The 23,735-nt window shown below is 72.0% G+C and carries 23 protein-coding genes and 1 other RNA gene; 11 read left to right on the top strand and 13 right to left on the bottom strand.

All coding sequences use genetic code 11. The annotated features are described in order from the left end of the window. Positions 1 to 53: 53 nt before the first annotated feature. Both ACFUN8_RS09615 and ACFUN8_RS09610 read right to left on the bottom strand, forming a co-directional pair. The gene (locus ACFUN8_RS09615) at positions 54 to 224 is read right to left on the bottom strand and encodes a hypothetical protein (RefSeq protein ID WP_383633946.1); all 171 of its coding nucleotides are present in this window, start codon (positions 222 to 224) and stop codon (positions 54 to 56) included. A gap of 124 nt (positions 225 to 348) precedes the next feature. After that, a complete protein-coding gene (locus ACFUN8_RS09610) occupies positions 349 to 1,596 on the bottom strand; it encodes a hypothetical protein (RefSeq protein ID WP_383633944.1) in 1,248 nt (415 codons plus the stop codon). Positions 1,597 to 1,879: 283 nt separating this feature from the next. On the opposite strand from ACFUN8_RS09610, the gene ACFUN8_RS09605 reads away from it, so the two are divergent. Together ACFUN8_RS09605 and ACFUN8_RS09600 are read left to right on the top strand one after the other, a co-directional pair. After that, the gene (locus tag ACFUN8_RS09605; RefSeq protein ID WP_383633942.1) at positions 1,880 to 2,824 is read left to right on the top strand and encodes an NAD(P)-dependent oxidoreductase; all 945 of its coding nucleotides are present in this window, start codon (positions 1,880 to 1,882) and stop codon (positions 2,822 to 2,824) included. An 88-nt stretch (positions 2,825 to 2,912) separates the two neighbouring features. Next, positions 2,913 to 3,947, top strand: coding sequence for an ABC transporter substrate-binding protein (locus tag ACFUN8_RS09600; RefSeq protein WP_383633940.1), 1,035 nt, complete (start codon positions 2,913 to 2,915; stop codon positions 3,945 to 3,947). Between the two features lie 29 nt (positions 3,948 to 3,976). On the opposite strand, the gene ACFUN8_RS09595 is transcribed toward ACFUN8_RS09600, so the two are convergent. Next, entirely contained in the window at positions 3,977 to 4,609 is a 633-nt protein-coding gene (locus ACFUN8_RS09595) for a glyoxalase (RefSeq protein WP_383633938.1), read from the bottom strand. A 178-nt stretch (positions 4,610 to 4,787) separates the two neighbouring features. Between ACFUN8_RS09595 and ACFUN8_RS09590 the strand changes: the two genes are divergently transcribed. Genes ACFUN8_RS09590 through ACFUN8_RS09580 form a run of 3 tightly spaced genes read left to right on the top strand, consistent with a single transcriptional unit; the run spans position 4,788 to position 7,615 of the window. Next, positions 4,788 to 5,624 carry a Nif3-like dinuclear metal center hexameric protein gene (locus tag ACFUN8_RS09590; RefSeq protein WP_383633936.1) on the top strand — a complete coding sequence of 279 codons (837 nt, stop codon included), beginning with the start codon at positions 4,788 to 4,790 and terminating at the stop codon, positions 5,622 to 5,624. Then, positions 5,621 to 6,364 carry a zinc ribbon domain-containing protein gene (locus ACFUN8_RS09585; protein ID WP_383633964.1) on the top strand — a complete coding sequence of 248 codons (744 nt, stop codon included), beginning with the start codon at positions 5,621 to 5,623 and terminating at the stop codon, positions 6,362 to 6,364. The genes ACFUN8_RS09590 and ACFUN8_RS09585 overlap by 4 nt, the downstream gene beginning before the upstream one ends. Further along, positions 6,365 to 7,615, top strand: coding sequence for a bifunctional RNase H/acid phosphatase (locus tag ACFUN8_RS09580; protein ID WP_383633934.1), 1,251 nt, complete (start codon positions 6,365 to 6,367; stop codon positions 7,613 to 7,615). 755 nt (positions 7,616 to 8,370) lie between these two features. On the opposite strand, the gene eda is transcribed toward ACFUN8_RS09580, so the two are convergent. From eda to ACFUN8_RS09560, 4 genes are all read right to left on the bottom strand, one after another. Then, the gene (gene eda / locus ACFUN8_RS09575) at positions 8,371 to 8,985 is read right to left on the bottom strand and encodes a bifunctional 4-hydroxy-2-oxoglutarate aldolase/2-dehydro-3-deoxy-phosphogluconate aldolase (protein WP_383633932.1); all 615 of its coding nucleotides are present in this window, start codon (positions 8,983 to 8,985) and stop codon (positions 8,371 to 8,373) included. Positions 8,986 to 9,062: 77 nt separating this feature from the next. Further along, complete coding sequence (yaaA, locus tag ACFUN8_RS09570; RefSeq protein ID WP_383633930.1) at positions 9,063 to 9,863, bottom strand: peroxide stress protein YaaA; 801 nt, start codon at positions 9,861 to 9,863, stop codon at positions 9,063 to 9,065. A 204-nt stretch (positions 9,864 to 10,067) separates the two neighbouring features. Next, a complete protein-coding gene (locus tag ACFUN8_RS09565; protein ID WP_383633928.1) occupies positions 10,068 to 10,895 on the bottom strand; it encodes a hypothetical protein in 828 nt (275 codons plus the stop codon). After that, positions 10,892 to 11,641, bottom strand: a complete 750-nt coding sequence (locus ACFUN8_RS09560; RefSeq protein ID WP_383633926.1) for a MerR family transcriptional regulator — start codon at positions 11,639 to 11,641, stop codon at positions 10,892 to 10,894. The genes ACFUN8_RS09565 and ACFUN8_RS09560 overlap by 4 nt, the downstream gene beginning before the upstream one ends. A gap of 92 nt (positions 11,642 to 11,733) precedes the next feature. On the opposite strand from ACFUN8_RS09560, the gene rnpB reads away from it, so the two are divergent. After that, positions 11,734 to 12,135: RNase P RNA component class A (rnpB, locus tag ACFUN8_RS09555), an RNA gene on the top strand. Positions 12,136 to 12,234: 99 nt separating this feature from the next. Next, a complete protein-coding gene (locus tag ACFUN8_RS09550; RefSeq protein WP_383633924.1) occupies positions 12,235 to 12,462 on the top strand; it encodes a hypothetical protein in 228 nt (75 codons plus the stop codon). 12 nt (positions 12,463 to 12,474) lie between these two features. Here the strand turns inward: ACFUN8_RS09550 and ACFUN8_RS09545 are convergent, their stop codons facing one another. The 3 genes from ACFUN8_RS09545 to ACFUN8_RS09535 all read right to left on the bottom strand — a co-directional run bounded on the left by ACFUN8_RS09545 (position 12,475) and on the right by ACFUN8_RS09535 (position 14,903). Further along, positions 12,475 to 12,825, bottom strand: coding sequence for a hypothetical protein (locus tag ACFUN8_RS09545; protein WP_383633922.1), 351 nt, complete (start codon positions 12,823 to 12,825; stop codon positions 12,475 to 12,477). A gap of 340 nt (positions 12,826 to 13,165) precedes the next feature. After that, complete coding sequence (locus ACFUN8_RS09540) at positions 13,166 to 14,065, bottom strand: PhzF family phenazine biosynthesis protein (protein WP_383633920.1); 900 nt, start codon at positions 14,063 to 14,065, stop codon at positions 13,166 to 13,168. A gap of 76 nt (positions 14,066 to 14,141) precedes the next feature. Continuing rightward, on the bottom strand, positions 14,142 to 14,903 hold the full coding sequence (locus tag ACFUN8_RS09535; protein WP_383633918.1) for an SDR family oxidoreductase: 762 nt from the start codon (positions 14,901 to 14,903) through the stop codon (positions 14,142 to 14,144). 274 nt (positions 14,904 to 15,177) lie between these two features. Here ACFUN8_RS09535 and ACFUN8_RS09530 point away from each other — a divergent pair, with 274 nt between their 5' ends. Continuing rightward, positions 15,178 to 16,824 carry an alkaline phosphatase D family protein gene (locus tag ACFUN8_RS09530; protein ID WP_383633916.1) on the top strand — a complete coding sequence of 549 codons (1,647 nt, stop codon included), beginning with the start codon at positions 15,178 to 15,180 and terminating at the stop codon, positions 16,822 to 16,824. A 22-nt stretch (positions 16,825 to 16,846) separates the two neighbouring features. On the opposite strand, the gene ACFUN8_RS09525 is transcribed toward ACFUN8_RS09530, so the two are convergent. After that, a complete protein-coding gene (locus ACFUN8_RS09525; protein ID WP_383633914.1) occupies positions 16,847 to 17,896 on the bottom strand; it encodes a Gfo/Idh/MocA family protein in 1,050 nt (349 codons plus the stop codon). An 83-nt stretch (positions 17,897 to 17,979) separates the two neighbouring features. On the opposite strand from ACFUN8_RS09525, the gene ACFUN8_RS09520 reads away from it, so the two are divergent. After that, a complete protein-coding gene (locus ACFUN8_RS09520) occupies positions 17,980 to 19,299 on the top strand; it encodes a Bcr/CflA family multidrug efflux MFS transporter (RefSeq protein WP_383633962.1) in 1,320 nt (439 codons plus the stop codon). A gap of 102 nt (positions 19,300 to 19,401) precedes the next feature. Here ACFUN8_RS09520 and ACFUN8_RS09515 read toward each other — a convergent pair whose 3' ends face one another. Beyond that, a complete protein-coding gene (locus tag ACFUN8_RS09515) occupies positions 19,402 to 20,715 on the bottom strand; it encodes a hypothetical protein (RefSeq protein ID WP_383633912.1) in 1,314 nt (437 codons plus the stop codon). 214 nt (positions 20,716 to 20,929) lie between these two features. On the opposite strand from ACFUN8_RS09515, the gene ACFUN8_RS09510 reads away from it, so the two are divergent. Continuing rightward, entirely contained in the window at positions 20,930 to 21,994 is a 1,065-nt protein-coding gene (locus tag ACFUN8_RS09510; RefSeq protein WP_383633910.1) for a small ribosomal subunit Rsm22 family protein, read from the top strand. Here ACFUN8_RS09510 and ddaH read toward each other — a convergent pair. Further along, positions 21,986 to 22,843 carry a dimethylargininase gene (gene ddaH, locus ACFUN8_RS09505; protein ID WP_383633908.1) on the bottom strand — a complete coding sequence of 286 codons (858 nt, stop codon included), beginning with the start codon at positions 22,841 to 22,843 and terminating at the stop codon, positions 21,986 to 21,988. The genes ACFUN8_RS09510 and ddaH overlap by 9 nt on opposite strands. A gap of 202 nt (positions 22,844 to 23,045) precedes the next feature. Between ddaH and ACFUN8_RS09500 the strand changes: the two genes are divergently transcribed. Further along, a complete protein-coding gene (locus ACFUN8_RS09500) occupies positions 23,046 to 23,723 on the top strand; it encodes a TetR/AcrR family transcriptional regulator (protein ID WP_383633906.1) in 678 nt (225 codons plus the stop codon). The last annotated feature ends 12 nt before the right edge of the window (positions 23,724 to 23,735 follow it).

Below are 23,735 nucleotides of genomic sequence, written 5' to 3'. Positions count from 1 at the left end.
GCGTACACGGCCCGCCCGGCGACTGTCCGGCGGAACTTGCGCCTCGGGCCGCCTCAGGCCGCCTCGGAGTTGTCGCCGGGACGGCGGTGGCGTCCGTGGACCGACGACTGCGAGTCGTCCGTCGGGGCGGCGCCGCCCCGGTGTTTTCCGTGGCCGGTGTCGTCCCGGTCGCCGGCCGCCTGCTGCGGACGGTTCTGGGCCGTGTCTGTTCGGCTTTCAGACATGTGGGAAGTCACCCCGTTGAATCGCTGATACTCGCTGCCGTCACTACCGCCACTGGTTGTGGCACACGGGGGCCGACCGTCCCCGTACCGACCGACCGGACCCGCGCCAAAATTCTAACCAGCCCTATCCGGCGGCCGTACGCCCGGTGAGGGGTGCCTGTTGCAGCGGAACCGGCTTGCACGCGGGGCGAGTTGGCGTGCGTACGGCCCCGCTCCCCGCGCCGACTTCCGGTTGTGCGGGTTCTGTGGCCAATTCGGTCCGTACGTCCTGCGACACGTTCCGCGACACGTTCCGCGACATGTCCCGCGGTACGTCGGGCGGCAGCTCCAGCCGGGCCACGCCGCATGGCATCGTGCCCGTGGCGTACGGCAGTTGGAGCACCCCGTCCCGTGACCACAGCCCCGCCCCGGCCAGCCAGCCGTCCGGCGCCGCCTGCTGATGGAGCTGTCGGCCCGACGGCCGCCAGGTCCCCACCCAGGTCCCGCCCGGCCCGTCGATCCGCAGCGCGACGGCGCAGCTCTCGGGCATCAGCACCTGCCCCGGCTGTACGGCGAACGGTGTGACCGTACGGTCGGCGGGCCGCAGGCACTCCGGGAAGCGCACCGGTCGCGAGCTGCCCAACACGCCCCAGCCGAGGCGGTCGTGGCCCGGCGCGTCCGAACGGATCAGCAGCAGACCGCTGTCGGCGTCGGCCAGCAGCAGCCGGTCGTTGCTGCCGTCGGCGATCTGGAGCAACGGGCTGACCTCGCCGGCCCGTTCCAGGTCGACGACGACCGCCTTGACCACGCCGCCCAGTTCACGGTCGAGGGCGAGCAGCCGCCCCGTACGGTCGAGCCAGACGCCGCCCGTGCAGCGCCCGCGTACGGTCGCGACCGGCTCCGGGCCGAAGGCGCCGCCCGCCACCAGCCAGACGGTGGTGCCGTGTTCGCCGGGCGCCAGCGCGTAGGCGCTCGTACCGTCGGGTGACGGCGGCAGCAGGGTCAGCTCCGCGCACTCGACCGCGCCCAGCGGCAGCTCGCCCGTCACCGGCCCCGTCGGATAGAGCAGCGAGAACGCCTGCCGCTCCGCCACCCGCCGGTGGATCAGCACCCGCCCGTCGGCCAGCGGCAACACCTCGGCGTCGGGCTCCTCGGGCTGGTCGAGGGGGAGCGGTACGGCGTACGGCTCCGGCCCGTCGAGCGTCCACCGCTCGGGGAACCAGGCCGCGCTCTCCGCCGCCTCGCCCTCCCGGGAAGGCTCGTCGGCACCGAGGGTCAGCCGCGCCGCGTACGAACCGTCCGCCGCGATCGCGATCCCCGCCGCCGGCCGCGCCGCCTTGTCCGCCGGGGCGCGCCCGGTGCTCTCCACGCCGTCAATGACACAGGCTGTCATCGCTCCGTCACCTCCGGCGACGACGCTAGGTTCGCACTCGCTGCCGAACAACAGGTGACCACCCGCTTCACACGTAAGGGTGGCGGGTCCGGGGTTCGGCTGAGGGGGAGGCGGTGGCTGTGCTCGGCGGGGCGGACAGGGGCCCGTGGCGGCGCGTGCGCCACGGCTTGCTTACCCGTCGGTGCGTATCTGACAAATTAGTCGGTACTGGTCAACTCCCCTGGTGACAAGGAGGATTCAGCGGAACGACGACAGTGAGATCTCAGGGAGGGGAACCCCGAAAGTGACAGCCGAAGTGACAGCCGGCAGCGGAGTCCAGGTCAGCGTTCTCGGGCTGGGCGCGATGGGTGGCGCCCTCGCGGGCGCCCTGGTGAGGTCCGGACACCCGACGACGGTCTGGAACCGTTCGGCGGGCAAGGCGGACGAACTCGTCGCGCGGGGCGCGAAGTCCGCCGCCACGGCCGGCGAAGCGGTCCAGGCGAGCCCGCTGGTGATCGTGTGCCTGCTGGACCACGCGTCGGTCCACGAGGTGCTCGACCCGCTCTCCGACGAGTTGGCCGGCCGCACCCTGATCAACGTGACCACGACATCCCCCGCACAGTCACGGGAGTTCGCCGAGTGGGCCGCGCGTGCCGGGGTCGCGTATCTGGACGGCGGCATCATGGCCGTACCGCCCATGATCGGCCTGCCGGAGTCCTCGATTCTCTACAGCGGTTCGGCCGATGTCTTCGATCAGTACAAGCCGCTGCTCGATGTGTGGGGGACCAGTACCTACTTCGGCGAGGACGCCGGGCTGGCGTCCCTGTACGACCTCGCCCTGCTCGCGGGCATGTACGTCATGTTCGCCGGATTCATGCACGGCGCCGCCATGGTCGCCCCGGCCGGCGTCACGGCGGGCGAGTTCGCGGCGAGGGCCGCACCGTGGCTGACCGCCATGACGGGTGCCCTCCAGGGGCTCGCCGAGGTCGTCGACGGCGGGGACTACACCGTCGCCGGGCAGCAGAGCCTTGAGTTCTCCGGCCTCGGTGACCTGCTGGCCGCCAGTGCCGACCAGGGTGTCAGTACGGAGGTGGTCGCCATGGTCCAGCGCCTCGTCCAACGCCAGATCGACGCGGGCCACGGCGAGGAAGGCTTCGCCCGGATCATCGAGAGCATCAAGCGGCCGGAGGCGACTTGGGAACGAGCAACGGAAAGCCCCGTTCGGCCGGGCCGGGGCTCCGGGAGCTGACCAGGGATCAGTTTCCGCAAAGTGGAACCCGGCCTGTACGTTCCTGTGGAGTTGGTTAGGCACCCTAAGTAAGACCCTTGGAGCACAGATGTCCGTCAGACGTCGCGGCACGGCCGCGCTGGTCGCCCTCGCCGCCGCCCTCTCCCTCGCGGCCTGTGGAAGCGACGGAGGGTCGGACGGGAAGTCGTCCCCCGGCGCCGGCGCGGACAAGAAGGCCGTCGCGCAGGGCGGCGAGGACTTCGCGGACGCCGCGGCCAAGACCGCGGGCTACGGCACCGACGCCAAGCCGGGGGAGTTCCCCCGTACCGTCACCCACGCCATGGGCAAGACCGTCATCGAGGCGCGCCCCGAGCGCGTCGTCGTGCTCGACGTCGGCGAGTTCGACAACGTCGTCTCCCTCGGTCTCGCACCCGTCGGCTACGCGCCCACCGAGGGCGACGAGGGCATCCCCGCCTATCTGAAGAAGGGCGCGGGCAGCCCCAAGAACGTCGGCACCATCAACGGGCTCAACCTGGAGGCCATCGCGGCCCTCAAGCCCGACCTGATCCTCGGCAGCCAGCTCCGCGCCGCCGACAAGTACGACGAGCTGTCGACGATCGCCCCCACCGTGTTCGCCATCCGCCCCGGCTTCACCTGGAAGGAGAACCTCCGGCTCAACGCGGCGGCGCTCGACCGGGGCGCGGCGGCCGAGAAGGCGCTCGGCGCGTACGACACCAAGGTCAAGGCCCTGACCGCCGACATCGGCGCCGACAAGCCCACCGTCTCGATGGTGCGGTACATGCCGGGCAAGATCCGTCTGTACGCCAAGGCGTCCTTCATCGGCACGATCCTTGAGGACGTCGGCCTGCCCAGGCCCGCGAACCAGCAGATCAACGATCTCGCCGTCGAGGTCAGCCCCGAGAAGATCGACGAGGCGAACGCCGACTGGATCTTCACCGGGGTGTACGGCGACCCGAAGGCCACCAAGCGGGACACCGCACGCTCCAACCCGCTCTGGAAGAACCTCAAGGCCGTCGAGGCCGGGCAGGCCGTGGACGTACCGGACGAGACCTGGTATCTGGGCCTCGGCGTCACCGCGGCCGGGCTGGTGCTGGACGATCTGCGCGGGTATCTGGCGAAGTGACGCGGGCGCGGGGGGCGGTCCGAGTGCCCTCAGACCGTGGCGGTCAGCGGGGCGGCGGCTTCCCAGACGAACCCGTCGGGGTCGCTGAACGGGCCGCCCGCGCCGGCGAGTACGAGCCGGTGCGAGCCGGTGCCGTCGGCGGGGACACCCGCGTCCTTGGCGAGAGCACCGCGCTTGTAGAGAGCCAGCTTGACGGGACCCGACCCGGCGGCGAACTCGACGTACTTGCCGCCGAAGCTCCTGCCCACCGTCAGGCCCCGCCCGACGTAGAACTGCTTGCTGGCCTTCATGTCCTCGACGCCCAGCAGGAGCACCAACTCGTCGAAGTCGCGGGTGACCCGGCCGGTGTCCTTCTTCTTCGACGTCGCGATCTTCCAGATCGTGCCGTCGGGGGCCTCGATGACACCTCCGTAGCCCCACAGCGACTTCGACGCGGGTCTGACGGCGGTGGCGCCGGCCTCCAGGGCCGCGCCGACGAGGGCGTCGACGTTGCCCGGCTGGGACACCACGAGCGACAGCGTGAAACCGCGGAAACCGGCCGTGGGGGCTTCGGAGGCGCGTACGCGCACGTGCGACGGGTCCAGTCCCAGGGCGGTGGAGTAGAAGCGGGCGGCGGCCGTGGCGTCGGCGACCTCAAGGGTGACGGAGTCGATGGAGTTCACGTCTTCGACGGTAGGGGCGGCCGGGGCACCGGTGCTTCTCCGAAACTGCCCGGTCCGGCCCGCGGCCGGGCGCCTCGCGGACCTCGGCGGCCACCGGGTGGCGGCCGGAGGTGGGGCCGGCCCCCGAGGGCGACCGGCCATGGTGGGTGCACCATGGGCGGCAGGTAGCCTTTGACCCGTGCCCCGCCTGTCCGAAGTCCTCGCCCAGTTCGACGCCCTCTGGCCGCCCGAGCGGGCCGAACAGTGGGACGCCGTCGGCACCGTCTGCGGCGATCCCGACGCCCCCGTGACCCGCGTCCTCATCGCCGTCGACCCCGTCCGGTCCGTCGTGGACGAGGCCCTGGAACTGGGCGCCGACCTGATCCTCACCCACCACCCGCTCTATCTGCGGGGGACGACGACGGTCGCCGCCGGGACCTTCAAGGGCCGCGTCGTACACACGCTCATCAAGCACGACATCGCGCTGCACGTCGCGCACACCAACGCCGACAGCGCCGACCCGGGCGTCTCCGACGCCCTCGCCGGCGCGCTCGACCTGCGCGTCGTCGGCCCGCTCGTACCCGACCCGACCGACCCGGCGGGCCGCCGCGGTCTCGGCCGGATCTGCGAACTCGACCGGCCCGCCACCCTGCGCGACTTCGCGGCGCGCGCCGCGCACCGGCTGCCCGCCACCGCGCAGGGCATCCGGGTGGCCGGCGACCCCGACGCCCTCGTCCGTACCGTCGCCGTGAGCGGCGGATCCGGCGACAGCCTCTTCGACCAGGTACGGGCGGCGGGCGTGGACGTCTTCCTCACCGCCGACCTGCGCCACCACCCGGCCTCCGAGGCCACGCAGCACACACCGCTGGCACTGGTCGACGCCGCGCACTGGGCCACCGAGTGGCCCTGGTGCGAACTGGCGGCCACCCAGCTCGACGAGATTTCCGACCGCCACGGCTGGGACCTGCGGGTCCACGTCTCGAAGACGGTCACCGACCCCTGGTCCTCCCACCATTCCTCAGGAGCCCCCAACTGAACGCCGACCCCGCCGACCAGATCCGACTCCTCGACGTCCAGGCCCTCGACACGCGACTCCAGCAGATCGCCCACCGGCGCGAGTCGCTGCCCGAGCACGCCGAGATCGAGTCGCTGACCAAGGACCTCACGCAGCTGCGCGACCTGCTGGTCGCCTCGCAGACCGAGGAGAGCGACACCGCGCGCGAGCAGACGAAGGCGGAGCAGGACGTCGACCAGGTCCGCCAGCGCTCCGTACGCGACCAGCAGCGCCTCGACTCGGGTGCCGTCACCTCGCCCAAGGACCTCGAAAGCCTGCAGCGTGAGATCGTCTCGCTCGCCAAGCGCCAGGGTGACCTGGAGGACGTCGTCCTCGAAGTCATGGAGCGCCGCGAGGCCGCGCAGGAGCGTGCCGCCGAGCTGACGGAGCGGGTCTCCTCGGTCCAGGCCAAGGCGGACGACGCGGTCGCGCGCCGCGACATCGCCGCCGGGAAGCTCGGCACCGAGGAGGCGACGGCGACCAAGGAGCGCGAGACCGTCTCGGCGACGATCCCCGCCGACCTCCTCAAGCTGTACGAGAAGCTGCGCGTGCAGCAGGGCGGTGTGGGCGCGGCCCGCCTCTACCAGCGCCGCTGCGAGGGCTGCCGGCTGGAGCTCAACATCACCGAGGTCAACGAGGTCAAGGCGGCGAGCCCCAGCACCGTCCTGCGGTGCGAGAACTGCCGCCGCATCCTCATCCGTACCTCCGAATCGGGTCTGTAGATGCCGAAATTCGTCGTCGAGGCGGACGGCGGGTCGCGGGGCAACCCGGGCCCGGCGGGTTACGGCGCCGTCGTCATCGACGCGGTGACCGGTGAGACGCTCGCCGAGGCCGCCGAGTACATCGGCGTCGCGACGAACAACGTCGCCGAGTACAAGGGCCTGATCGCCGGGCTGAAGGCCGCGAAGACGCTCGACCCGGCCGCCGACGTGCACGTGCGGATGGACTCCAAGCTCGTCGTGGAGCAGATGTCGGGCCGCTGGAAGATCAAGCACCCGGACATGAAGCCGCTGGCCGCCGAGGCCGCGCGGGTCCTGCCCGGTGGGCAGGTCCGCTACGAGTGGATCCCGCGCGAGAAGAACAAGCACGCCGACCGGCTCGCCAACGAGGCGATGGACGCGGGCAAGAAGGGCAAGCAGTGGGAGCCGTCGCGCTCCACGGCGGAGCTGGGCGCGAAGGCGGGACGTACGAGTTCCCCTTCGCGTGAGGCCACCGCCCCCGAGGGGCCGCCGGGGGACGCGGCGGCCGGCGCGGCCAAGGCACGCGCGGCGCTGGCCGCCTCGTACGAGCTGTCCGCCGCCGTCCCCGAGCAGGCCGCGCCGTCCGTCGGATGGGGCTCCGCCGACCTCGGTACGCCCGCCACGTTCGTCCTGCTGCGGCACGGCGAGACCCTCCTCACCCCCGAGAAGCGCTTCTCGGGCAGCGGCGGCAGCGACCCGGAACTGTCGGCGGTCGGCCGCAGGCAGGCCGACGCCGTCGCGACGGCGCTCGCCGCGCGCGGCACGATCCAGGCCGTCGTCTCCTCACCGCTGCTGCGCTGCCGCGAGACGGCCGGCGCCGTCGCCACCCGGCTCGGCCTGGACGTGAGCGTCGAGGACGGACTGCGCGAGACGGACTTCGGCGCCTGGGAGGGGATGACCTTCACCGAGGTCAGGGAGCGGTACGCGGACGATCTCAGCGCCTGGCTGGCCTCGCCCGACGTGGCCCCGACCGGCGGCGGCGAGAGCTTCACCTCGGTCGCGACGCGGGTCGCCGCCACGCGCGACACGCTGCTGACCCGGTACGCGGGACGCACGGTGCTGGTCGTCACGCATGTGACCCCCGTGAAGACCCTCGTCAGACTGGCACTGGGCGCGCCGCCGGAGTCCCTGTTCCGGATGGAGCTGTCGGCGGCGTCACTGTCGGCGGTCGCCTACTACGCGGACGGCAACGCGTCGTTGCGTCTGCTGAACGACACGTCGCATCTGCGCTGAGCGGGTGAGGGCGGGCGGGGAGTTCTGTGCGACGGCCGGTCCGCGCCTCGCACGGAACTCCGCCCGGTCGACGCGGCCGCTCACGATCAGCGAGTCGCCGCGTACGGACGGGTCCGGCCCGGCCCGGTTCGGCTACTGGCGAAGGAGCGACGCCGGTCCGGTCTTTCGCCTGCTTCGTCCAGGCGCCGCCGCTGCGCCCGCTGCTCGGTCCGATGCCGGACCGGGCGGCGCGCGAACTCGTTCCCGTACTCCGCGCCACCGAGTGGACCGCGCGGTCCGGCGGCTGGCGGGTCTCGGATCGCGTACGACTCCTCCGGCTGGGCGAACCGACCCCGCCGGACCCGGCCCCCGGCCGGCCGGTCCCGGCTCGAACAGCGAGTGGCCGACTGCGGCTGTGGGACATCGTGGGTGCGCAGGTGGCGACGGCCTCGGTCTCGGTCTCCCCGATCACCGTGGGCCGGCCGAACAGGTACTGCTCTGCACGGACTTGGCGACCCCGAGGAGCGACGCGCGCTACCAGCGGTTGGAGTAGGGGCTGTTGACGGGCAGTCAGGTACCGGGCTTCCGGTAGCGACGACCGTCCTTCGCCGGCGATCTGCTTCCGCCCGAGCCGGGCGCGGGTCCCGCTTCACGACGGCGCGAGGTCAAGGGACTCGTCCGCGTGTGGTGACGGTGCGGGCCACGGCCCCGGTCCCGCCCGGCCGGGCCGGGGGCGCCGCGGTGACATCGGCCGATCCGCGGTGGAAGACCGCGCGTCAGCGCAGGGCCGCCGCCTCGCGGGCCAGTTTCTCCACCCGGCCCCAGTCCTTCGTCGCGATCGCGTCCGCCGGCAGCATCCACGAGCCGCCCACACAGCCCACGTTCTTCAGCGCCAGATACGACCCGGCCGACGCCAGGGAGATCCCGCCCGTCGGGCAGAACCGCGCCTGCGGCAAGGGCCCCGACAGGGCCTTGAGATACGCCGTACCGCCCGCCGCCTCCGCCGGGAAGAACTTCATCTCCGTCACGCCGCGCTCCAGCAGCGCCACGACCTCCGACGTCGTCGAGACGCCCGGCAGGAACGGCACCCCCGACGTCCGCATCGCCTCCAGCAGCGTGTCCGTCCAGCCGGGGCTGACCAGGAAGCGTGCCCCGGCCGTCACCGAGTCCGTGACCGACCGCGCCGAGATGACCGTCCCCGCGCCCACCACCGCGTCCGGCACCTCCGCGGCGATCGCCCGGATCGCGTCCAGTGCGACCGGGGTGCGCAGCGTCACCTCGATCGCGGGCAGTCCGCCGGCCACGAGGGCGCGGGCCAGCGGCACGGCGTCGGCGACGTCGTCCACGACGACGACAGGGACAACGGGGGCGAGGTCGAGCACGGAGGTCATGCCTCCATCCTGCCGCGCCGCCCACGCCCCTCGCAACGAGCGTTGCGCCCTGCGCAACAGCCGTCCGGCGGCGCCCCTCAGTGGATCTCCGTCACCACCACGTCCAGCGACCACGACTGCCCGGCCCTGCCCGGCGCCGCGACCTCCACCACGTACCCCAACTCGCGCAACGTCTCCACGAGTTGCTCCGGCTTCTTCGGCCGGGCACCGGCCATGAGGAGGTCCCGGAGGAGCCGCCCCTTCGTGGCCTTGTTGAAGTGGCTGACCACCGACCGCTTCTCGACACCGTCCACGAACTGCGCGTGCAGGACCCGCACCGTCGCCGTACGGGCCGCGACCTCGCCCGCCGGCTTCCAGGCGGGCGCGTACGACGACGAGCGCAGATCCAGTACGAGCCCGTCCCCCGCCACCTCGGGCAGCACCGGGGCCATCGCCTTCCGCCAGTGGGTGCTCAGCGCCCCGACGCCCGGCAGCTTCACGCCCATCGAGCAGCGGTACGACGGAATCCGGTCGCCGATCCGCACCGCGCCCCACAGCCCGGAGAAGACCAGCAGCGACTTCCCGGCGCGCCGCCGGGCGGCGGTGTCCAGCGTGGCGAGGCCGAGCGCGTCGTAGAGGACACCGGTGTAGATGTCCCCGGCCGGCCGCGTCCCCGCGGTCCGCAGCTCCACGTTCTTGGCGATCTCGCCGCGCAGGCCCTCGCTCAGCCCCAGCACCTCCGCGGCCTTCTCCTCGTCGGCGGCGCACAGCTCGACCAACTCGTCCAGCACGGTGGCCCGCGCCTCGGCCAGTCCGGGCAGCGACAGTGATTCCGGCTTCAGCGGAGCCCCGCGGCCGGAAGCGGCCTTGCCTTCCGACGGCGGCAACAGCACGAGCACGGTGGTTCTCCTCAAGGACGTGACGACGGGGGGTGCGGCCCCCGGTCCGCCAGGTTAAGCGCTGAAGCACCCGCACACCCAGCCGCCCGCCCCGTAGCCGCACGGACGGGCAGTCCCGGTGACCTGGCCGTCAGCCGCCGGACGGCGCGGCAGGCGTCGTCTCCGTGGCTGTCATGGCTGTCGTGGCGCTCGCCGCGTTCGCGCTCACGCGTTGACCGACCGGGCGGGGCCCTTGAGCCGGCCCACCAGCGCCTCCGGGTCGTCCGCGTGGAAGCGGACCACCGTCGCCGTACCGCGTCCGCCCATCGGCCGTACGAACTCGACCGGCTCCGTCAGCTCCACCCGTACGGTCGTCTGGCCGCCCACGATCAGGTCGAGCGTCCCGCCGGGCTCGTCGATCTTGACCAACGAGCCGTCCGGGTAACGGCGTTCGACGCGGGCCGAGACGATCTGGCCGCTTCCGATCGGCATGTCGAACAGCGCGCCCCAGCGCACCCGGAGCGACCCGTCGGCGCCCACGACGTGCGGCCGGGTGACGCAGCTCGCGTGCAGCGCGAGCAGCATCAGTACGCCGTACACGTCCAGCACCAGCATGATCAGGTGCACCAGCGGCCAGGGGATGAGGATCGCCAGCGCCACGGTCTCGACGACGGACACGAAGAGGAAGCCGTACATCATCGCGGTCTGCGGGCCGGTGTACGGGGCGGCGAGATCGCCCTCGCGTACACCGTGCGTACGCCGGGCCACCCACCGTACGAGGCTGGTCAGGCCCCGCGCCTCGTTGACGAGCAGTCGCAGCGCGGTGGCCGGTACGGCGGCCGTCACGGCCCGCGCGAGGGCGGCCCGCCGTTCGGCCCCGGCCAGGCGGGCGGCCTTGTAGTGCCGACGTACGAGTACGGCCTCCGTCACCAGCAGGGTGAGGACGACGGCCTCCGCGGCCCAGATCACCGGCGCCGGAACGTCCACGCCCGCCGCCAGACACACGACCAGCGTCAGCTCGGCCGGCACGAACACCCACAGGGCTCTGCTCATCTCGGTCCCTCCCCGTCCGTCCTCTTCGCGAGTTCTTCCATGACCTGTCGCGCCACCTCGGCCTGGGCGGGGGCGAAGTCGGCGAGAAACGCGGCGCCGAACCCCTCCAGCGCGGGGCTGTCCGTCCGCGCCAGCTTGGCCAGCACCTCGTCCGGGATGACGGCCGCCAGCGCGGCGGCGAGCGGTCCGATCCGGGGGTCGTCCGTCGCCGCGCCCGCCAGTTCGTCGAGGCGGTCGTAGAGCCCGAGGAGGTCCGGGTCGTGGGTCAACGGGTGCAGGGCGTCGTAGACGATCTCGTCACCGCCGACGGTGTCGAGCAGCGTGAGGAGTTCGCGGTCCTTGGCCGCCATCACCGACGTGGTCTCCGGCATGTCCCGCAGCAACCGCGCCAGCGTGGGCGACACCGGCCCCTCGGGAGGCAGCGTCCCCTCCTCCATCAGCTCGGCGAGCCTGCGCCGTCTGATCCGGATCTCCTCCTCCTGCCGCGCCAGATCCGCGTCCAGCTCACCGAGCACCTCGGCCAGCTCCCGCCCGGCGTCGTCGGCGAGCACGTCCCGTACCTCGTCCAGGCTGAGCCCCAGCTCCGAGAGCCGCCGGATCCGGGCGAGGAGGACGGCATCGCGCACGGAGTAGACGCGGTACCCGTTGGCCAGCCGCTCGGGCTCGGGCAGCAGCCCCATGTGGTGGTAGTGCCGCACCGCCCGCGAGGTGACCCCCACGAGTGCGGCGATCTCGCCGATTCGCATGAGCCCAGTAGAAACCCTGACGCTGCGGCAAGGTCAAGGACGATGCGGCCGGCCGGGTCGGCTCGGCCGGGTACCATGACGATCACGGCAGACGAGCCGGGCGGACGGCCGCGTGAGGATCTCCGGATCCTCCCGAGGAACGTCCGGACTCCACAGGGCAAGGTGGTGGGTAACGCCCACCCGGGGTGACCCGCGGGACAGTGCCACAGAAAACAGACCGCCGGGGGCTTCGGTCCCCGGTAAGGGTGAAACGGTGGTGTAAGAGACCACCAGCGCCTGAGGTGACTCAGGCGGCTAGGTAAACCCCACCTGGAGCAAGGTCAAGAGGGGCCGTCGCGAGACGGCCCTGCGCGAACGTTCGAGGGCTGCCCGCCCGAGTTCGCGGGTAGACCGCAGGAGGCCGACGGCAACGTCGGTCCTAGATGGATGGCCGTCTCCCCGGCCGCCGCGAGGCGCCCGGGCGACAGAATCCGGCGTAGAGCCCGACTCGTCTGCCGCCCCGCGTTCTGGCGCCTCCCACACTCCGCCGCGCGCGGCGCGTGGGATGGGAAATGGGGTGGCCCCGGGGGTGTGGCGGCGGTGAGGATAGGGGGATGGCCCCACCTACAGGCTTCAGTTACGAGCGGCACGCCGACGGCAGTGTCGTCATCACGCATCAGGGGCGGGTGGCGAGCACCTTGCGTGGGGGGCGGGCCGAGAAGTTTCTGGGGCAGGTCGAGGGCGGCGGGGACGCGCAGTTGGTGATGGCGCGGTGGACCGGGGCGTACAAGTTCGGGAACGAGCGGACGGCCCGTGACCACCCCAGGAACCGGGGGCGCTGACGGGCCGTCCGGTCACAGTTCCTCGGCGCGCAGTGCCAGGTCCTGGAGGATGTCCGCCGACGAGACTTCGGGGCCGCCCGCGTCGTGGACGCGGGCCAGGGTGACGAAGGCGAGGGTGAAGGCGCCCACGAGCTGTTCCACGGCGCCGCCGACCTCCCGGCCGAGCAGGGCGCTGAGTTCCTCCGGGGTCGCGTCGGCCGGTACCTCGACGCGCGGCATCGTCTCGTTGAGCAGTTCGGTCACGACGCCCATCTCGGCGTCCATGTCCTGTTCCTGACCGATGTCCTCCTCAAGTCGGCGCTGCCAGTCACCGGCCTGCGTCAGGATGCCGATCACGCGTTTCAGGACCTCGCTCTGCTCCATGCCGTGAGCATAGGCGGGCAGCATGGGGCGCGTCGGTAGCAGCGCGAGCCGGAGGAGTGAGACGTGAACCGGCGCGACGCCGCCCCCCGCCCCTGCGAGGTGGCCGGACACCCCGGCCGGCACAGCCGCTCTTGCCCTCCGTGCCCGGGTGCCGGGAGACGGAAGGGCAGGTCCTTACCGTCGGCACGTACAACCGGCCTGCCGCAGAAGGCAGTTGGATCCGGAACGAGGGGACCCCGTCCGACGTCCCGGTCGTGAACGGCGCACGGCTGCCGGTCCTCGGCGGTGCGCGCGGGTCGCCGACCCGCGCGTACCGCCCCGGACGCGACGAGCCCCCCACCTACTCCGCGGGGATCGGCGCGCCCGCCCCCGACACCCGTACGCGCGGGTCGCCCGACCGCAGCTCCACCGTCAGCACCCCCGGCCGGCCCATGTCCACGCCCTGGTGGAGCGTGAGCACCGACGCCTCCGGGACGAGGGCGAGTTCACGCGCGTACGCCCCGAACGCCGCCGCGGCCGCGCCCGTCGCCGGGTCCTCCACCACGCCGCCCACCGGGAACGGGTCGCGGACGTGGAAGACGTCCGCCGACTCGCGCCACACCAGTTGGACCGTGGTCAGGTCCAGCCGGTGCATCAGCGCTTCGAGGCGGGCGAAGTCGTACGTCAGGTCCGCCAGCCGGGCACGGGTCGCCGCGCCGATGACCAGATGGCGGGCACCGCCGTAGGCGATACGGGACGGCAGGGCCGGGTCGAGATCACCGGCCGGCCAGCCGAGCGCCGCCAGCGCCTCGGTGAGATCGGCGTCGGCGACGTCCGTCACGTGCGGCTCGACGCTGGTGAGGGTGGCGCGCGGCGCACCGCCGTCACCGGCGGCGGTGACCGTCACCGGTACGGTCCCGGCGCGCGTCTCGAAGACCAGGTCGCCCGCGCCGATCCGCTCGGCCAGCGCGACCGCGGTGGCGACCGTGGCATGGCCGCAGAACGGGACCTCGGCCTTGGGGCTGAAGTACCTGATGGTGAAGGCCCGCCCCGGCTCGCCCACGCCGTCCGGCGCCGGCGTCAGGAACGCGGACTCGCTGTAGCCGAGGTCGGCGGCGATCGCGAGCATCGCGTCGTCCGTCAGCCCGGACGCGTCGAGCACGACGCCGGCGGGGTTGCCACCGGCGGGATCCGTCGAGAAGGCCGTGTAGCGGAGGACTTCGCCGGTCAGGGTGGGGTTGGGGTCAGCAGGTGCGCTCATGCGGGTGCCAACGGCCGTGGGCGGGGAGTCATTCCCGCCCACGGACCCCGGGGCCCTGCCCGAGTCCTCGGCCCTTTCAGCCCCGCCCGATGAACGGCATCGCCGTCGCCAGCACCGTCGCGAACTGGATGTTCGCCTCCAGCGGCAGCTCCGCCATGTGCAGCACCGTCGTCGCCACGTCGGCCGCGTCCATCACCGGCTCGACCGCCAGCTCGCCGTTCGCCTGCGGCACGCCCCGCTGCATGCGCTGCGTCATGTCCGTCGCCGCGTTGCCGATGTCGATCTGACCGCACGCGATGCGGTACGGACGGCCGTCCAGGGAGAGCGACTTGGTGAGCCCGGTGAGGGCGTGCTTCGTCGCCGTGTACGCCACCGAGTCCGGGCGCGGCGCGTGCGCGGAGATGGAACCGTTGTTGATGATCCGGCCGCCCTGCGGGTCCTGGTCCTTCATCAGCCGGTACGCCGCCTGCGCGCACAGGAACGAGCCCGTCAGGTTGGTGTCGACGACCTTGCGCCACGCCGAGTAGGGCAGGTCCTCCAGCGGTACGCCGCCGGGGCCGAACGTGCCCGCGTTATTGAAGAGGAAGTCGATCCGGCCGTACCGCTCCCGCACCGTCTCGAAGAGCGCGTCCACGTCCTCCGGCCGCGCCACGTCCGTCGGCACGCACACCAGGTCGGTGTCCGCCGCAGCCGCGAGCGCCGCCGTCTCCTCCAGGCGCTCCGCCTTCCGTCCCGCCAGCACCACCGACCAGCCCGCCCCGGCCAGGGCGAGCGTGACGCCCCGTCCGATGCCCGAACCCGCTCCCGTCACCACAGCGATCTTCCGCACAGCAGTCATGGGCCCGCAGCGTACGGCAGGAGGACGGAGAGGAGGACGGAGAGGAGGGCGGGAAGGAGGGCCGGAAGGAGGACCGGCGGGAGGAGCTGAGTGAGGAACTGAGGGAGTACGGGGGCCCGGCGAGCCGTGACCGTGCCGCTCGGGCGGCGGCGTACAACTGGCGCACGGGGAACTCATCAGGCGGACATCCCGATGTTGTGTACCCGACAACGGTCCGACGTCGTGCCCGGCTGCACTTCCTATGACAACAGCCGTCAGGGGAGGGCACACCAACATGACACCCGTGCAGACGAGTTCACGCGCCACGCACTCACCCGAACTCAGGGCCGCCGCCGCGCACCTCGGCCGTCGCCGGTTCCTCACCGTCACCGGCGCCGCCGCCGCGCTCGCCTTCGCCGTCAACCTGCCCACGGCGGGCACCGCGAGCGCCGCCGAGCTGGACGCCGCGAAGATCAAGAGCGACCCCTTCACGCTCGGCGTCGGCTCGGGCGACCCGCAGCCCACCTCCGTACTGCTCTGGACCCGCCTCGCCCCCAGCCCGTACCAGGGCGACAGCGGACTGCCCCGCGCCCGGGTCTCCGTACGCTGGGAGGTCGCCCACGACGAGCGGTTCACCCGGATCGTCAGACGGGGAACCACCACCGCCCACCCCGAGTTCGACCACAGCGTCCACGTCGAGGTCCCCGGCCTCGACTCGGACCGGTTCTACTTCTACCGCTTCCGCGCCGGCAAGTGGATCAGCCCGGTCGGCCGCACCCGTACCGCCCCCGCGCGCTCCGCGACCATCGGGGAACTCAAACTCGCCGCCGTCTCCTGCCAGGCGTACCACGACGGCTACTTCACCGCGTACAAGCACCTGGCCGCCGAGGACCTCGACGTCGTCATCCACCTCGGCGACTACCTCTACGAGTACGCCGTCACGGCGGTCGGCGGCGCGCGCAACTACACCGACCGGCGGCTGCCCGCGCACTACAACCGCGAGACGGTCACGCTGGAGGACTACCGGCTGCGCTACGGCCTCTACAAGTCCGACCCGGACCTGATGGCCGCGCACGCCGCGCACCCCTTCATCGTGACGTGGGACGACCACGAGACCGAGAACAACTACGCGGACGAGACCCCCGAGAACGATGTCCCGCCGGAGGAGTTCCTGCTCCGCAGGGCCGCCGCCTACCGCGCGTACTGGGAGAACCAGCCGCTGCGCACCCCGCAGCGGCCCGACGGCCCCGACATGCAGCTCTACCGCCGCCTGCACTTCGGGCGACTCGCGCAGTTCGACATCCTCGACACCCGGCAGTACCGCTCCAACCAGGCGTACGGGGACGGCTGGCAGGTGCCGGGCCCGGAGTCCGAGGACCCGACGCGCACCATGACCGGCGAGACGCAGGAACGGTGGCTGCTGAACGGCTGGAAGCAGTCCCGCGCCACCTGGAACCTGCTGCCGCAGCAGGTCACCTTCGCCCAGCGCCGCGACGTGCCCCGGCCGGACTTCAAGCTGTCGATGGACGGCTGGGACGGCTACCCGGCCTCCCGCAAGCGGATCCTGGACGGCGCGGAGGCGGCCGGCCTGGAGAACCTGATGGTGCTGACCGGAGACGTACACGTCGGCTACGGCTTCGACCTCAAGGCCGACTTCGACGACCCGGCCTCACGCACCGTCGGAACCGAGATCGTCGCCACCTCCATCGCCAGCGGGAAGGACGGCGCCGACAAGCCGTCCAACTGGTCCAACCTCACCACCGCCAACCCGCACATGAAGTTCTACAACGGGCGGCGCGGCTATGTGACCGTCACGCTCGGCAGGCAGGAGGCGCGCGCCGACTTCAAGACGGTGTCCGCCGTCACGACGCCCGGCGCGCCCCTCTCGACGGCCGGGTCCTTCGTGACCGAGGCGGGCGATCCGGGCCTCAAGCCCGCCTGAAACGCGCCACCCTGATGGTCCGTCAGGAAGCCTTGTCCACCGGGTAGCGGACGCCGACGCGCTCACGTACCGCGTCGAGCGTCCGCATCACCGCCAGGCTGCCGTCCAGCGGCACCAGCGGCGACTCCGTCTCCCCGGCCCGCAGACAGCGCACCACCTCGGCCGCCTCGTGCTGCATACCCGTCAACGGGCTCTCCACCGTGTGCTGTTCGGGATCCCGGCCGTCCCGGTGCAGCACGAAGGAGTCCGGCGCGAAGAAGCCGCTCGGCAGCTCGATCCGGCCCGCCGTGCCGGTCACCGTCGCTGTCGACGGCGTCCCGGCCGTCACCGAGCAACTGAGCAGAGCGGTCGCCCCGGAGTCCCAGCCCAGCAGCATCCCGGTGTTGAGATCCACGCCCTCGGGCGAGAGCAGCGCGTCGGCCTGTACGCGGTCGGGCTCGCCCAGGATCAGTTGGGCGAACGACACCGGGTAGACCCCGAGGTCCAGCAGCGCGCCGCCGCCGAGCGCGGGATCACGCAGCCGGTGCTCGGGACCGAAGGGACCCTGGAGCCCGAAGTCGGCCTGCACCGTGCGGACTTCACCGATCGCCCCGTCCGCGATCAGCTCCGTCATCCGCCGGACGACCGGACTGCAGTACATCCACATGGCCTCCATCAGGAAGAGACCCCGCTCACGCGCCAGCGTCACCAACTCCCGTGCCTCACGCGCGTTGAGCGTGAACGCCTTCTCGCACAGCACCGGCTTCCCCGCTTCGAGCGCGAGCCCCGCGGCGGCGCGGTGCGCGGAATGCGGCGTCGCGACGTACACGACGTCCACGTCCGGATCGGCGAGGAGTCCGGCCCAGTCGCCGTACGCCCGTGGGATGCCGAACCGGTCGGCGAACTCCTTCGCCGGCGCCTCACTGCGCGAGGCCACGGCGACGACCTCCGCGCCCGCCATGGCCTGTACGTCCCCGGTGAACGTCGCCGCGATACCGCCCGTGGCCAGAACGCCCCACCGCGTCGTGCCGAAGCCGGAGCCGGTGCCGGAGTCGGTGCCGCTCCCGCCGTCCCTGTCGTGTTCCGCCGTCATATATGCCCCTTACACAAAAAAGGTCCCGACCATACGGCCGGAGCTGAGAGCATAGGGAGGGTTTCAACTACATGGAGATGCGAATGCCGGACGGCGGCCAGACCACACGCTCACGCAAAGGACACATACCCACCGCTTCGACCCTGACAGAGGCCGACACCGCCGTCGGCATCCCCGCAGCACGGCGTGCCGGCATCGTCGTCACCCTCGTCCTCGGCGGGCTGACCGCCCTGCCGCCGCTGTCGATGGACATGTACCTCCCGGCGCTGCCCGCCGTCACCCGAGCCCTCGGCTCGTCGGCCGCGACCGCGCAGCTCACCCTCACCGCGTGTCTGACCGGCATGGCCCTCGGCCAGCTCGTCGTAGGACCGATGAGCGACAAGTGGGGACGGCGCAAGCCCCTGCTGCTCGGCATGGTCGTGTACGTCTTCGCCACCGCGATCTGCGCCCTGGCCCCCACCGTCGAACTGCTCATCGGCTTCCGCCTCCTCCAGGGGCTGGCCGGCGCGGCGGGCATCGTGATCGCCCGCGCCGTGGTGCGTGATCTCTACGACGGCGTCGAGATGGCCCGCTTCTTCTCCACCCTGATGCTGATCTCCGGCGTCGCGCCGGTCATCGCCCCGGTGATCGGCGGCCAGGTACTCCAGGTCACCGACTGGCGCGGCATCTTCGTCGTCCTGACGGCCGTCGGCATCGCGCTGACCCTCGTCGTCGTGAAGTGGCTGCACGAGACACTGCCCAGTGAGAAGCGCCACAGCGGCGGTGTCGGCGAGGCGCTCGGCACGATGCGCGGGCTGCTCGCCGACCGGGTGTTCACCGGCTACATGCTGGCGGGCGGGCTCGCCTTCGCGGCGCTGTTCGCGTACATCGCCGCCTCGCCGTTCGTGGTGCAGGAGATCTACGGCGCCTCGCCGCAGATGTACAGCCTGCTCTTCGGCATCAACTCCATCGGCCTGATCACCGTCGGGCAGATCAACGGCCGGCTGCTCGTCGGCCGGGTCAGCATGGACAAGGTGCTGGCCTTCGGTCTGGTCGTCATCACACTCGCCGGTCTCGCGCTGCTGCTGATGACGAGCGGGGTGTTCGGCGAGCCCGGCCTCTTCCCGGTCGCGGCCGGGCTGTTCGTCCTGATGTCGGCGATGGGGCTCGCGATGCCCAACACCAACGCGCAGGCCCTGATGCGCACCCCGCACGCCGCAGGCTCGGCGTCGGCCCTCATCGGTACGGCGTCGTTCCTGATCGGCGCCATCGCGTCACCGCTCGTCGGGATCGCGGGCGAGGCCACGGCGGTGCCGATGGCGGTCGTACAGGTGGTGTGCGGAGTCGGTTCGCTGGTCTGTTTCCTGGCGCTGTGCCGCCCCTGGCAGCCGCAGCACCGGGCGGCGCAGCCGGCCGGCACCTGAGCGGACCCTGAGCAGGTCCTGAGCGGATCCTGACCGCGCGAGGCGCGACGTGCCCCGACAGTGGCGCCTCGCGCGGTCGGTCACCGACGGTGCCTCGCGCGGTCAGTCCTCGACGCGTTGTACGTAGGCGATGAGACGCTGCCGGTCCTGGCCGTCCGTCCAGCGGAACAGCCCCACCCCGTTCGCGTCCCCGCTCGGCAGCCGCACGTTGAGCGCCAGCGGCTCGGGCTCGCCGGTCGCGAGATTCACCTGTACGGGGTTGCCGCCGCCGGCCAGGGCGTCCGTCACGTTGCGGGCGCTCGTCGCCCCGTACGCCATACCCGTGTCCGACACCGACGTCAGCGTCAGCGGTTTCGTGCCGTCCGTCTCCTCGAAGCAGTACGCCGTCTTCTCGTCCAGGTCGAAGGCGAGCCTGCCCGCGATGAGATAGCGGCCGTCGGGGGAGGAGACGAGCTGCGGCTGGGCGGCGGGGTTGATCGCGGGCTTACGGCACCGCACCTGCGCCACGGCCTTGCCGGTGTCCAGGGCGTGCACCACCCACAGGTCGTGCGTGGCGGCGTCCTTCACGCCCTTCTTCTTCTGCCACTTGGCGAGAACATGGCCGGCCGACATGGACGCCGGTACCCCGGAGGTGGGCTCGGTGCCCTTCGGCGCGACCTTCCGGCTGAACCAGCCGCCCCGTACCCAGAACTCCTTCACCCCGCTCACCAGCAGACCGTTCGCGGTCACCCCGCGCACCTCGGTCAGCTTCTTGCAGTTCGGGCAGTCCTTCGGATAGCCGAGCGAGCCGGGCGCCGTCCTGGACACCTCGCCGGTCGACGGGTCGACGACCGCGCTGACGGCCTTGCCGTCGCTGATCAGAATGCCGGGGCCGGTGCTTGTGACGGTCGGCGCGTCCGCCCAGGGCACCTCGACCCGCCGCTGCTCGCCGGTGCTCGCGTCGTACACGTCGAGGGAGACGAGGGAGTCGGCCGACGCCAGCGCGTACTCGCCGAGCCGCCCGTACGACCACGTCACGAAGTACTGCTTGTCGCCCTTCGTCACCGAGAGCAGCCGCGGGTACCGGTCCACCGGCGCCAGGGGCCGCCACGCCTGGCCCCACCAACCGGACTTGCCGGTCTCGGCGTTCAGGGTGCGCAGTTGGTACCGGCTGTCGTCGACCCGGGCCAGATAGGCGACGAGACCCGTGGCGGACGCGACCGCGTACTGCGGTGACACGTCCTTGATCTCCCAGCCGCGCCGGGTGTTGTAGCCGTCGGGCACGTTCAGCTGGGTCTCGGGGCCGGTGCTGACCACGGGCTTCCGGGGCTTGGCGTCGTCCTCGGTCCCGCCGCAACTGGCCAGTACGAGCAGCATGACGAGGATGAACACCCCGGCGATGAGCGTGATGCGCACGATCTTCTGCCGCTTGGTCATCAAGGACATCGGCGTCAGACCGCGAGCACGGTAAAACGACAACTTGGTCCCCCCGCGAGCACGGTGTGGCGATGGAGCGGCAACGGCCGTCAGCGTAGCAACTGGGCCGGTGCCCGCCGCAGTCCGTTCAGCCCCGATTCCATGCCCGTCAGCTGCCCGCGGAGAGTTGGACAGGCGGATTCCGGCCACTCCCGGGGCGCCTACACTTTCGGCGGTGAACGCCTCCCTCCCCACCGCCGAAGTCCTGCGTGCCGCGCTGGCCGGACTGCTCGACGGACTCCCGCCGCGACAGGCGGCCCAGGCCGTCGAACGGCTGATCGCCAACTACCGGGGAGACACCCCGACCGGTACGCCGCTGCTGCGTGACCGTTCCGACGTGGCCGCGTACGCGGCGTACCGGATGCCGGCCACGTTCGAGGCCGTACGGTCCGCGCTCGACGCGCTCGCCGAGGCCGCGCCCGGGTGGGCCCCGGGCAGCCATGTGGACGTGGGCGGGGGGACGGGGGCGGCGGTCTGGGCCGCCGAGGCGACCTGGACCCAGGAAGGTGGCAGGACCGGAGGGGCGCGTACCACCGCCGTGCTGGACTGGGCCGAGCCCGCGCTCGCCCTGGGCCGTGAGCTGGCCGCCGAGTCGCGGCTGCCCGCGCTGCGGGAGGTCGAGTGGCGCCGTACCAGGATCGGTACGGGGCTGAAGCTCCCCGAGTGCGACCTCGTCACCGTCAGTTACGTCCTCAACGAACTCACCGACGCCGATCGCGGCGCCCTCGTCGCCGAAGCGGCCCGCGCCGGACAGGCCGTCGTGATCGTCGAGCCGGGGACGCCCGACGGCTACCAGCGCGTCATCGAGGCGCGCGACCTGCTGATCGGGGCGGGTCTGCGCGTGGCCGCGCCCTGCCCGCACAGCGGCGCGTGCCCCATCGAACCCGGCACGGACTGGTGCCACTTCGCCGCCCGGGTGAGCCGGTCGTCGCTGCACCGGCAGGTGAAGGGGGGCTCGCTGGCGTACGAGGACGAGAAGTTCAGCTACGTGGCTGCCGTGCGCTTCGACGCGGAGCCGGTACGGGCGCGGGTGACCCGTAAGCCGCAGACCCGCAAGGGGCAGATGCTGCTCGACCTCTGTACGGAGGCGGACGGGCTGCGGCGCGAGACGGTGAGCAAGCGGCACGGACCGCTGTACCGCGCCGCGCGGGACGCGTCGTGGGGCGACGCCTGGCCACCCCACGACGCGCCGGGTCCCGCGACGGATTCCGCAGCGGGTCCCGCGCCCGAATCAGGCTGAGAGCAGCAACTCCCTCCGTACGTCCAGGTCTTGCTCCTGCCGCAGCTCCTGCGTGCAGCACTTCACACTGCCGCCGCCCTTGAGCAGCTCGCCCAGATCCATGGCGATCGGCTCGTAACCCCGCTTCCTGAGCGGGGCGAAGAGGCCGGCCGCCGCCTGCGGGAGCAGCACATGGCGGCCGTCGCTCACGGCGTTGAGCCCGAGGGCCGCCGCGTCCGCCTCCTCGGCGATGAGCGCGTCGGGGAAGAGCCGGGCGAGTACGGCCCGGCTGCCGGGCGAGAACGCGCCGGGGTAGTACATGACCTCGTCGGCCGCGTCGTCCAGGACACAGAGCGCCGTGTCCAGGTGGTAGTAGCGCGGATCGACCAGATCGAGGCCGATCACCGGCCGGCCGAAGAACTCCTGCGCCTCGTCGTGCGAGAGCGGACTGGACCGGAAGCCCCGCCCGGCCAGGATGTACGAGCCGGTGACGGCGAAGTCGCCCTCGCCCTCGTTGATGTGCGCCGGCTCATGGATGTCGGTGAAGCCGCGCGCGCGGAACCAGGCCAGATGCGCCTCCGCCTCCCGCGTGCGCTCCGGGTGCGCGAACCGCGCGCCGAGCACCCGGCCGTCGATGACGGTGGCGCCGTTGGCGGCGAAGACCATGTCGGGCAGGTCGGGTCGGGGTTCGAGCAGGGAGACGGTGTGACCGAGAGCGCGGTAGCGGTCGCGGAGCACCTCCCACTGGGCGAGAGCCAGCGGCAGATCGACGGGTTTCGACGGATCCATCCACGGGTTGATCGAGTACGTCACTCTGAAATGCGCCGGTGGGCACATCAGATAGCGGCGGGGCGAGGCGTCACGAGGCAACGAGGGCTCCTCACGAACGATGGGTCGCACGGGGTGTGTGCGGTGAGTCCATGGTCCGCCCCCGAAGGGCTTTCGCACAGTGATCCGATCGGGTGGTTCATCCGGCGGTGCCGAATGGACACCGTCCCGTCATCCGCGCCGTACGCGCCGGAAAGGACGTGGGGCGAGACGATGCGTCTCGCCTCGCTGATAGGCTGCCGAAATGGCTGAAAGCAAGGCACCGGACTCCACCCGCCGCAGCGAGAAGTCACGCCGCGCGATCTACGCCGCCGCCCTGTCCCTCGTCGGGGAGGCCGGCTACGCGAAGACGACGATCGAGGGCATCGCGGCCCGCGCGGGCGTCGGCAAGCAGACGATCTACCGCTGGTGGCCGTCCAAGGCCGCCGTACTCCTCGAAGCCTTCCTCGACCTCGGCGAACAGGCCGCCGAGGCGGCCGGCGGGGACGACAGCGCGTACGAGATCCCGGACACCGGCGATCTCGCGGCGGATCTCAAGCTGGTGCTGCGCGCCACGGTCGACGAGCTGAACGACCCGACGTTCGAGGCGCCGACCCGCGCGCTCGCCGCCGAGGGCATCGTGGACGCGAAGATCGGCGCCGAGTACGCGGAGAAGCTGCTGGAGCCGCAGGCCGCGCTCTATGTACGGAGGCTGCGGGCCGCGCAGGAGGCGGGGGCCGTACGGGACGACATCGACCCGCGTACCGCGATGGAGCTGCTGACCGGCCCGATCGTGCACCGCTGGCTGCTGCGGACGCTGCCGCTCACGCACGCGTACGCGGACTCGCTGGTCGATTACGCGCTGAACGGGCTGGCTCCCCGGCCGTCGGGTCCGTCGGGTCCGTCGGGTCCGTCGGGTCCGTCGGGTCCGTCGGGTCCATGATCCCTCGGGTCC

Origin of the sequence: Streptomyces sp. NPDC057307 (genome assembly GCF_042667665.1) — a bacterium.
Taxonomy (GTDB): Bacteria; Actinomycetota; Actinomycetes; order Streptomycetales; family Streptomycetaceae; genus Streptomyces.
This window is presented reverse-complemented; position numbering and strand designations above follow the sequence as displayed.